This window comes from Kitasatospora sp. NPDC056327 (assembly GCF_042261735.1).
Taxonomy (GTDB): domain Bacteria; phylum Actinomycetota; class Actinomycetes; order Streptomycetales; family Streptomycetaceae; genus Kitasatospora.
The window spans coordinates 1-9,069 of sequence record NZ_JBHJRC010000326.1 but is presented as its reverse complement, the minus strand read 5'-3'; the positions used below and the strand labels follow the sequence as shown (position 1 = coordinate 9,069).

Here is a 9,069-nt window from a genome sequence, read left to right as displayed (position 1 = left end):
CCCGGAGCCCGCCCCCACCCGTGGCCTACACGTCGGCGAACCCGCTCTCCAGGATCGCGAACGAGCGGTCGACCAGGTCGGCGATCTCCTCGGAGCCGCCGCCCTCGGCCCACCGCAGCACCGTCTCGGTGGTGGCGGCACCGATCGCGGCGGCGGTGATCCGCATCGCGAAGGTGGGCTCCCGGACGCCGGCCCGCCGGGTCAGCACGGTGAGGTAGAGCCGCTGCGGCTCGTTGCCGGGGTCGATCAGCCGGGCACGCAGCGCGGGGACGTCCATGGTCAGCCGCATCCGGACGAGCAGTTCCTCGCGCTCTTGCTCCTGCAGTTGGCGGATCAGCCCGACCAGGGCCTCCCGGCAGGAGCGCAGGAACGGTTCACCGGTGGGGCGGGCGAGCAGGGCCTCGATCATCGCCGGGTCGTACTCGTCGGAGAGGACGAGGTCCTCCTTGGTGGCGAAGTACCGGAAGAAGGTGGACGGGGAGACCTCGGCGGCGGCCGCGATCTGGTCCACGGTGGTGTTCTCGTAGCCCTGGGCGGCGATCAGCCGGTAGGCCTCGCGCCGGATCGCCTGGCGGGTCTTCAGCTTCTTCCGCTCGCGCAGCGACAGCGGCGCCTCCAGCGTCGCCCGGACCGGGTCGCCCGGTCCCGCCGGAGGTGCCGCTGCCGACTGCGATGCGTTCATGCCTTCGATTATCCGTGATCGCCCGCGGGCGCGGCCGACCCCGCGGCGGACCCGGGGGCCCGGCCGCCGGCCGCCGGGGGAGGGGACCCGGCGGGGGTTCCGGCGGCGGCTCCGGAGGCCGGGCCGGCCGGCTCGACGGCCGGCATCCGCAGCGCGACCAGCACCGCCGACAGCGCCGCGATCACCCCGGACACCAGCAGCACCACGGTCATCCCGTGCACGTAGGCGCCGTGCGCGGAGACGGCCAGCGCCGGGTCGCCGGTCGCGGCGGCGACCGCGTCGGCGGCGACCACCGACCGCCCGGCCTGTTCGGCGGCGTCCGCTCCGAGCCCGCCGGTGTCCAGCGCGCCCCGGTAGGCGTAGGCCAGCAGGCTGCCGAAGACGGCCACCCCGACGGCGCCGCCGACCTGGCGGAAGGTCTGCAGCAGCCCGGAGCCGACCCCGGCCCGGGCGGGCGGCAGCGTGAGCAGGGCGGTGGCCTGCGCGGTGATGAGGGACAGGCCCATGCCGATGCCGAGCAGGGTGAGCCAGACGGCGGCGGGCCCGTAACCGTCCGTGACCTCCGTGCGGCTGCCGAGCAGCAGGGCGCCGGCCAGCAGGGCGAGGCCGAGCACGACCACCGTCCGCGGGCCGGTCCGGGCGACCAGTCGGTCGCTCGTCCGGGCCGCGACCATCAGGCCGAGCATCATCGGCATCAGGCGCAGGCCGGTGCCGAAGGCGTCCGCGCCGAGGACGCTCTGGAAGTACAGCGGGAGCACGAAGAACGCGCCGAACAGCACCAGCGACACCAGGGTCGCGGCCACCGTCGACCAGCGGAAGCCGGCGTCGGCGAGCAGCGAGAGGTCCAGCACCGGGTCGCGCCGGCGCCGGCTGCGCAGGACGAGCAGGGTGAGCGCGACCAGCGCGGCGACGACCGTGCCGAGCACCGGCGGATCGCCCCAGCCGTGTTCGGGGCTCTCGATGATGCCGTAGGTGAGCGCGGCCAGCCCGCCGGCGCCGAGCAGGGTCGCGGGCACGTCGATCGGGGGCGCGGCGGGGTTGCGGGTCTCCGGCAGCAGGACGGCGCAGGCGGTGATGCCGACGGCCACCAGCGGCAGGTTGACCGCGAAGATCGAGCCCCACCAGAAGTGCTGCAGCAGGAGCCCGCCGACCAGCGGGCCGAGCGGGGTGCCGAGGGCCAGCGCGGCGGCCAGGACCGCGGTGGCGCGGCGCTGTTCGGCGGGCGGGAAGAGGCCGGGGATCACCGCCATGGACATCGGCATCACCAGTGCCCCGGCCAGGCCCATCGCGCCGCGGGCGGCGATCAGCGTGCCGGGGCTGTCGGCCAGGGTGCCGACGGCCGAGGCGAGGCCGAACAGGACGAGTCCCACGGTGAGGGTGCGCCGGCGGCCGAAGCGGTCGCCGATCAGCCCGGCCGGGAGCATCACGGCGGCGAAGACCACGGCGTAGGAGTCGACGATCCACTGCTGCTGTCCGGTGGTGGCGCCCAGCTGCGAGGCCAGGGTGGGCAGTGCCACGTTCAGGACGGTCATGTCGAAGCTGATCACCAGGACGCTCAGGGTGACCGCGACGAGAGCGAGCCGGCGCCGGGGGTCCGGCCCGGGCGCGGCCGCCTGGTCGGTGGGCGGGGTGGGCACGGAGGACCTCCGGAGCACGCGAAGGGAGTCGCTGTCAAATGACAGTAACTACCAGAAGATGCCCGCCGTCAATGCGCCGGGCGTCCGGCATTCCGGTGACTCTGCGTGATGTGTCCTGGAAGTGCGCGTTCCGCACGGGGAATTGACGCAACGTTGATCTGTCGTTCGCCGCTTTCGGGCGGTTGTGGGTGACGGACGGTAGATACGATGTGGCGGTCGGTCAGTGCGGGCCGATGCGTGCCGAGAGCGGAGAAGGGGTGGGGCGGCAGGGGCCGACCACGAGCCCGGCGCAGGAAGGGGAAGCCGAGATGGCCGATCGAGAGTCGGGCGCCCAGGTCTGGGGTGCCGCAGTGGTGGTGTCCTCGGCGCTGGCCGTGGTCGTGGCCTATCTGGTCCACGGCGCCGTGCTGGTGCTGGTGGTCGCCGGGGTCGAGGTGCTGCTGCTGATGGCCTACGTGGGCCGGCGCTGGCGGCTGCTCCACCAGGCGCCCGGGCGCGACCGGCGGCCCGCGCCGCGCAGTCACCGGACGGCCGGCGGCAACGTGGACGCCGCGCACTGCGAGCGCTGCCGCCGGGCCCGGGAGGCGATCGACGCGCGGCAGGCCGGGCGGCAGGTCCGCGGCCAGCACTCCCACGAGCGCTTCGACCGGCTGCGCGAGCGCCGGCGCGACGGGCAGCACGAGCGCGGCTACGAGCGGGCACCGCACGAGCGCACCCCGCACGACCGGCCCTTCGAGCGCCCGGTCCGGGAGTGGACGGCGGAACGGGCGCCCGCCCGGTCGCACGACCGGCCGGCCGCCCGTCACGGGGCGCCGGGCTCAGCCGGCCGCGCTGTAGGCCACCAGTGAGACGCCGACGTACTGGGTGATGAAGGCTCCGAGGGTGAAGGCGTGGAACACCTCGTGGAAGCCGAACCAGCGGGGTGAGGGGTTGGGCCGCTTGAGCCCGTACACCACGCCGCCGATGCTGTAGAGCACCCCGCCGACGATCATCAGCACCAGGACGGCGACGCCGCCGGTGCGCAGGAAGTCCGGCAGGAAGAACGCGGCGGCCCAGCCCAGCGCGAGGTACACCGGGGTGTAGAGCCAGCGCGGCGCGCCGACCCAGAAGACCCGGAAGGCTATCCCGGCCAGCGCGCCGCCCCAGACCGCCCACAGCAGCACCTGCCGGGCGGCGCCGTCCAGCAGCAGGATGGTGAACGGGGTGTAGGTGCCCGCGATGATCAGGAAGATGTTCGCGTGGTCCAGCCGGCGCAGGATCGCGTCGCCGCGCGGCCCCCAGTGGAAGCGGTGGTACACCGCGCTGACCCCGAAGAGCAGCCAGGCGCTGACCGAGTAGACCGCGCACGCGGTTCTCGCGGGCCCCGGTTCCGCGAGGCAGATCAGCACGATCCCGGCGGCCAGCGTGGCGGGGAACATTCCGGCGTGCAGCCAGCCGCGCCACTTCGGCTTGCTCTCGGCACGCTCCGCGCTCTCCAGGAGCTCAGCAGTCATGAGCGGCATGCTACCCGCTACCTACGGATCCGTAGGTTACTGGGTCGTAGGAAGTGGTGCTCATCACGACTTGGACGTTTTGGAGTATTCGGGGAAGGGTTCGGGGGCGTCCTGAGGTGCCGAACCCGCGTTCGTACCAGTCGGTAATCATCCTTACTGTAGTAAAAGATGAGTCAACTTCGCCGTTGTGCCGTGTTCGGGTCACGGGTGCGGAGCTACGCTGCAAGCACCCTCAACCCCCGCTACGCCGTCTCCCCGCCGGGATGGCGTGAAACGGAGCGATCGTGTCGAACGAGAACTCGGCTGCTCTCAGCGCCGCGCCGACCCGCCACCAGCGCCTGCTGGCGTGGGTGGGCGAGATCGCGGAGATCACCCAGCCGGACCGCGTCGAATGGTGCGACGGTTCCGAGGAGGAGTACCAGCGCCTCGCGGACCTGCTCGTCGCCCAGGGCACTTTCAGGAAGCTCAACGAGGAGAAGCGACCCAACTCCTACTACGCCGCCTCCGACCCCTCGGACGTGGCGCGGGTGGAGGACCGCACCTTCATCTGCTCCGAGCAGGAGAAGGACGCCGGCCCGACCAACCACTGGAAGGCTCCCGCCGAGATGCGCGAGATCTTCCGGGGCGAGCAGGGCCTGTTCCGCGGCGCCATGAAGGGCCGCACCATGTACGTCGTGCCGTTCTCGATGGGCCCGGTCGGCTCCCCGCTGGCCGCCTACGGCGTCGAGATCACCGACTCCGCCTACGTCGCCGTGTCGATGCGCGTCATGACCCGCATGGGCCGGGCGGTGCTCGACCAGCTCGGCGAGGACGGCGACTTCGTCAAGGCCGTGCACACCGTCGGCGCCCCGCTGGCCGAGGGCGAGGCGGACGTCGCCTGGCCGTGCAACAGCACCAAGTACATCTCGCACTTCCCGGAGACCCGGGAGATCTGGTCCTTCGGCTCCGGCTACGGCGGCAACGCCCTGCTCGGCAAGAAGTGCTACGCGCTGCGCATCGCCTCGACCATGGCCCGCGACGAGGGCTGGCTGGCCGAGCACATGCTCATCCTGAAGCTCACCCCGCCGTCCGGCGGGGCCAGGTACGTCGCCGCCGCCTTCCCCTCGGCCTGCGGCAAGACCAACCTCGCGATGCTCCAGCCGACCATCCCCGGCTGGAAGGTCGAGACCATCGGCGACGACATCGCCTGGATGCGCTTCGGCGCCGACGGCCGCCTGTACGCCATCAACCCCGAGGCCGGCTTCTTCGGCGTCGCGCCCGGCACCGGCGTCGACACCAACGCCAACGCGATCGACACCCTCTGGGGCAACACCGTCTTCACCAACGTCGCGCTCACCGACGACGGCGACGTCTGGTGGGAGGGCCTCACCGACGAGGAGCCCGCCCACCTGACCGACTGGCGCGGCGACGACTGGACGCCCGCGTCCGGCACCCCGGCCGCCCACCCGAACGCCCGCTTCGCCGTCCCGGCCGCGCAGTGCCCGACCATCGCCCCCGAGTGGGAGGACCCGGCGGGCGTGCCGATCTCGGCCATCCTGTTCGGCGGCCGGCGCGCCACCGCCGTCCCGCTGGTGACGGAGTCCTTCGACTGGCAGCACGGCGTCTTCCTCGGCGCCAACATCGCCTCCGAGAAGACCGCCGCCGCCGAGGGCACCGTCGGCGAGCTGCGCCGGGACCCGTTCGCGATGCTGCCCTTCTGCGGCTACAACATGGGTGACTACTTCGCCCACTGGCTGGAGGTCGGCGCCCGGGCGGAGGCCGGCAAGCTGCCGAAGATCTACTACGTGAACTGGTTCCGCAAGAACGCCGAGGGCCAGTTCGTCTGGCCCGGCTACGGCGAGAACAGCCGCGTGCTGAAGTGGATCGTCGAGCGGCTGGAGGGCACCGGCGAGGGCGTCGAGTCCCCGATCGGCGTGCTGCCGACCGTCGAGGGCTTCGACCTGGACGGCCTGGAGCTGTCCAAGGAGGACCGCGACCTGCTGTTCACCGTCGACGCCGACATCTGGCGCCAGGAGGCCGCGCTCGTCCCGGGCCACCTGGAGACCTTCGGCGAGCACACGCCCGCCGCACTGTGGGACGAGTACCGGAACCTGGTCGCCCGCCTCGGCTGAGCCTCAGCCGGAGCGGTAACGGGCCGGTGCGCCGCACGAACCGCGCACCGGCCGCGACAGGACGGCCGGAGCCCCGACGGACGATCTTTCCCCGACCAAGGAGATCGCCCGACCGGGACTCCGGCCGTAGCTCTTCCCCGGCTCCCGCGCCGCCGCCCGCCACCGGCCGCCGCCGCGCCGCGCGTCAGGGCTGGGTGTAGCCGCTCAGGAAGCCGCCGATCCGGGTGACCGCGTCGGTGATCTCCTCCGCGCGCGGCAGGGTGACCAGCCGGAAGTGGTCCGGCTCGGGCCAGTTGAAGCCGGTGCCCTGGACCAGCAGGATCCGCTCGGCCCGCAGCAGGTCGAGCACCATCCGGGCGTCGTCCTTGATCTTGAAGACCTTGGGGTCCAGCCGGGGGAAGGCGTACAGCGCGCCCTTCGGCTTCACGCAGCTGACCCCGGGGATCTCGTTGAGCAGCCGGTGGGCGGCGTCCCTGGACTCCAGCAGCCGGCCGCCCGGCAGCACCAGGTCCTTGACCGACTGCCGCCCGCCGAGCGCCGCGGCCACCGCGTGCTGGGCCGGCATGTTGGCGCAGAGCCGCATCGAGGCGAGCACGGTCAGGCCCTCGACGTAGCTGCGGGCCCGGGCCCGGTCGCCGGACAGCACCATCCAGCCGGAGCGGAAGCCCGCCACCCGGTAGGCCTTGGAGAGGCCGTTGAAGGTGACGCAGAACAGGTCGGGGGCCAGGGTGGCCAGCGGGACGTGCTCGGCGCCGTCGTAGAGGATCTTGTCGTAGATCTCGTCCGCGTAGATCACCAGCCGGTGCCGGCGGGCGATGCCGGCCAGCCCCTCCAGCACCTCCCGCGGGTAGACCGCGCCGGTGGGGTTGTTGGGGTTGATCACCACCAGCGCCCTGGTCCGGTCGGTGACCTTGGCCTCGATGTCCGCGAGGTCCGGGTACCACTCGGACTGCTCGTCGCAGCGGTAGTGGACGGCGGTGCCGCCGGCCAGCGAGACGGACGCCGTCCACAGCGGGTAGTCGGGGGCCGGGACGAGCACCTCGTCGCCGTCGTCCAACAGCGCCGTCATCGCCAGCTGGATCAGTTCGGAGACGCCGTTGCCGAGGAAGACGTCCTCGACCGTCAGGCCGCCCAGGCCGCGCTCCTCGTAGTGCATCACCACGGCGCGGCGCGCGGAGAGCAGCCCCTTGGAGTCGCCGTAGCCGTGCGCGGAGGAGAGGTTGCGCAGGATGTCCTGGAGGATCTCCGGCGGGGCGTCGAACCCGAACAGCGCGGGATTGCCGGTGTTGAGCTTGAGGATGCGGTGGCCCTGTTCCTCCAGCCGCATCGCCTCGTCGAGTACCGGACCGCGGATGTCGTAGCAGACATTGGCGAGCTTGCTGGACTGGATGACCTGCATGCCTGCCTACTCTAGGGGCACGAACGGGCGGTCCGGCGCGTGTCGTGGGACACCCGCCGGACCGCCCGGAGGCTACCGTTCCGCCACTCCTTCGATCAGGAGGCGGAAGCCTCAGCCGGCCTTCCAGATCAGCGGCTGGGTGTCCAGAACGCTCCCGAAGGCGAGGAACTGCGGCGGGGTGCCGTCCGGAACGAGATAGACGGCACACTGCCGCTGGGTCCGGCCGTCGGCCAGGGTTCCCGGCTTCTTGCCCGAGTCGCACTGCGGGACCGACTTCAGGACGGTCGGGGCGGCGAGGACGCCGGTGCCCCTGGGTTCGGTGTGCACCTTGAACCGCATCATGAAGTACTCGTCCTGCAGTGCGGCGCCGGTGCGGTTGGTGAAGTCGACCGTCACGTAATAAGGGGTGCGGCCCGCGGTGTCCGCGGGCTTGAAGTTGTACGCGGCGATCTCGGCGGCGGTGCCCCTGACCACCGAGACCGGGGTGACGTCGGCCTTGGTCCTGCCCAGGTAGCTGCCGGTGGCGGTGGGCGCCAGCGGTGTCTCGAAGCTGATCCTGCCGCCACCGCCGCTCGCCCCGCCGATCGGGTTGCCGCTGGTCGCGGCCGAGGGGACGGGGTTCGCGGTCGCGGTCCCGCCGCCCGCCGCGCCGCCCGCGGTGCCGGCCGGGGCGGAGGCGGGTGCGGAGGCCGCCGGGCCGGTCGGGGCGCCGGTGGCGGCCGCCGTCGGTGCGGCCGTCGGGGCGGCGACGACCGCCGGGTCGTCGTTCTCGGGTCCGCAGGCCGTCAGGGCCAGGGCCAGCGCGGCGAGCGGAACCGCCGCGCGCAGAGTGCCCGGAAGCTTCGTCAAGGTGTCTCTCCCCCGTGGATGATGTGCTCGGTGCGGCACCCGGGTCTCCGCGGTGCCGTCAGTGTCGGACGCGGACGGTGCCCGGCCGGTTCCGGAGCGGAGCCCGCCGGACGGTGCCGTCACCGGGCGAGGAGGGGGCGAGCCGTGATCGCGAGCGTGCTGGGGGCGGTGGTGGCCGGGGTGCTGGTGGCGCCGGCGCTGCGCGGCCTGGTGGTGCGGTACGCCGTGCCGGAGGGCGAACCGTGGCTGCTGGCCTGCCCGTCCTGCGGGCGCGAACTGCGCGGCCTGCCGCCCACCGGCGGCTGCCCGGGCTGCCGGAGCAGGCTCGGCCCCGGTCCCTGGCGGGTGGAGGCGGTCACCGCCGCCGCGGCCGCCGCCGCGCTCGCCGCGGCGCATCCGGCGGACGCGCTGCTGCTGCTCTGGCTGGCAGGTCCCGGGGTGGTGCTCGGCTTCACCGACGCCCGGGTGCACCGGCTGCCCTATCCGCTCAGCTGGACGCTGGCGGCGGGCCTCGCGGCGCTGCTGACGGTGCTGGAGCTGGCCGGGGGCACCCCGGGGGTGCTGCTGCGCTGCCTGCTGGTGGCGGTCGCCGCCGGGGTGCTGTTCGAGGTCCCGGTCCAGCTGGGGCTGGTGGGCCCTGGGGACACCGTGCTCGCGCTCGGCCTCGGCGCGCTGCTCGGCCGGTACGGCTGGGCGGCCGCCTTCGCGGGTCTGGCCGCCTTCGTGCTGCTGGCCGGGCTCTGGTCGGCCGGCGTCCTGGTGGTGAACCTGGTGCGCCGCCGCCCGGTGCGCGGCCGGGAGGTGCCGCTGGGCCCGTTCCTGCTGCTCGGCACCCTGGTGGCGGTCCTCGGGCACTCCTGAGCGGGCCGCCCGCCCGGCGTCCCCGGCCCCCGGGGAC

The 9,069-nt window shown here is 73.3% G+C and carries 8 protein-coding genes; 3 read left to right on the top strand and 5 right to left on the bottom strand.

What is annotated here, in order from left to right; translation table 11 throughout:
* Positions 1-25 precede the first annotated feature (25 nt).
* Both ACFCX4_RS31425 and ACFCX4_RS31420 read right to left on the bottom strand, forming a co-directional pair.
* Positions 26-682, bottom strand: a complete 657-nt coding sequence (locus tag ACFCX4_RS31425) for a TetR family transcriptional regulator (protein ID WP_376149937.1) — start codon at positions 680-682, stop codon at positions 26-28.
* Between the two features lie 8 nt (positions 683-690).
* A complete protein-coding gene (locus tag ACFCX4_RS31420; protein WP_376149934.1) occupies positions 691-2,319 on the bottom strand; it encodes an MFS transporter in 1,629 nt (542 codons plus the stop codon).
* A 308-nt stretch (positions 2,320-2,627) separates the two neighbouring features.
* On the opposite strand from ACFCX4_RS31420, the gene ACFCX4_RS31415 reads away from it, so the two are divergent.
* Positions 2,628-3,167, top strand: a complete 540-nt coding sequence (locus ACFCX4_RS31415; RefSeq protein WP_376149931.1) for a hypothetical protein — start codon at positions 2,628-2,630, stop codon at positions 3,165-3,167.
* On the opposite strand, the gene ACFCX4_RS31410 is transcribed toward ACFCX4_RS31415, so the two are convergent.
* The gene (locus tag ACFCX4_RS31410; RefSeq protein WP_376149929.1) at positions 3,138-3,812 is read right to left on the bottom strand and encodes a hemolysin III family protein; all 675 of its coding nucleotides are present in this window, start codon (positions 3,810-3,812) and stop codon (positions 3,138-3,140) included. The genes ACFCX4_RS31415 and ACFCX4_RS31410 overlap by 30 nt on opposite strands.
* A 284-nt stretch (positions 3,813-4,096) precedes the next feature.
* Here ACFCX4_RS31410 and ACFCX4_RS31405 point away from each other — a divergent pair, with 284 nt between their 5' ends.
* On the top strand, positions 4,097-5,923 hold the full coding sequence (locus ACFCX4_RS31405; RefSeq protein WP_376149926.1) for a phosphoenolpyruvate carboxykinase (GTP): 1,827 nt from the start codon (positions 4,097-4,099) through the stop codon (positions 5,921-5,923).
* 184 nt (positions 5,924-6,107) lie between these two features.
* Here ACFCX4_RS31405 and ACFCX4_RS31400 read toward each other — a convergent pair whose 3' ends face one another.
* Positions 6,108-7,322: a pyridoxal phosphate-dependent aminotransferase gene (locus ACFCX4_RS31400; RefSeq protein ID WP_376149924.1), complete on the bottom strand. Its 1,215-nt coding sequence runs from the start codon at positions 7,320-7,322 to the stop codon at positions 6,108-6,110.
* A 111-nt stretch (positions 7,323-7,433) separates the two neighbouring features.
* Positions 7,434-8,171 (bottom strand): hypothetical protein, encoded by a 738-nt coding sequence (locus ACFCX4_RS31395; RefSeq protein WP_376149922.1) that lies wholly within the window; start codon positions 8,169-8,171, stop codon positions 7,434-7,436.
* Positions 8,172-8,315: 144 nt separating this feature from the next.
* Between ACFCX4_RS31395 and ACFCX4_RS31390 the strand changes: the two genes are divergently transcribed.
* Positions 8,316-9,032 (top strand): prepilin peptidase, encoded by a 717-nt coding sequence (locus ACFCX4_RS31390; protein ID WP_376149919.1) that lies wholly within the window; start codon positions 8,316-8,318, stop codon positions 9,030-9,032.
* The last annotated feature ends 37 nt before the right edge of the window (positions 9,033-9,069 follow it).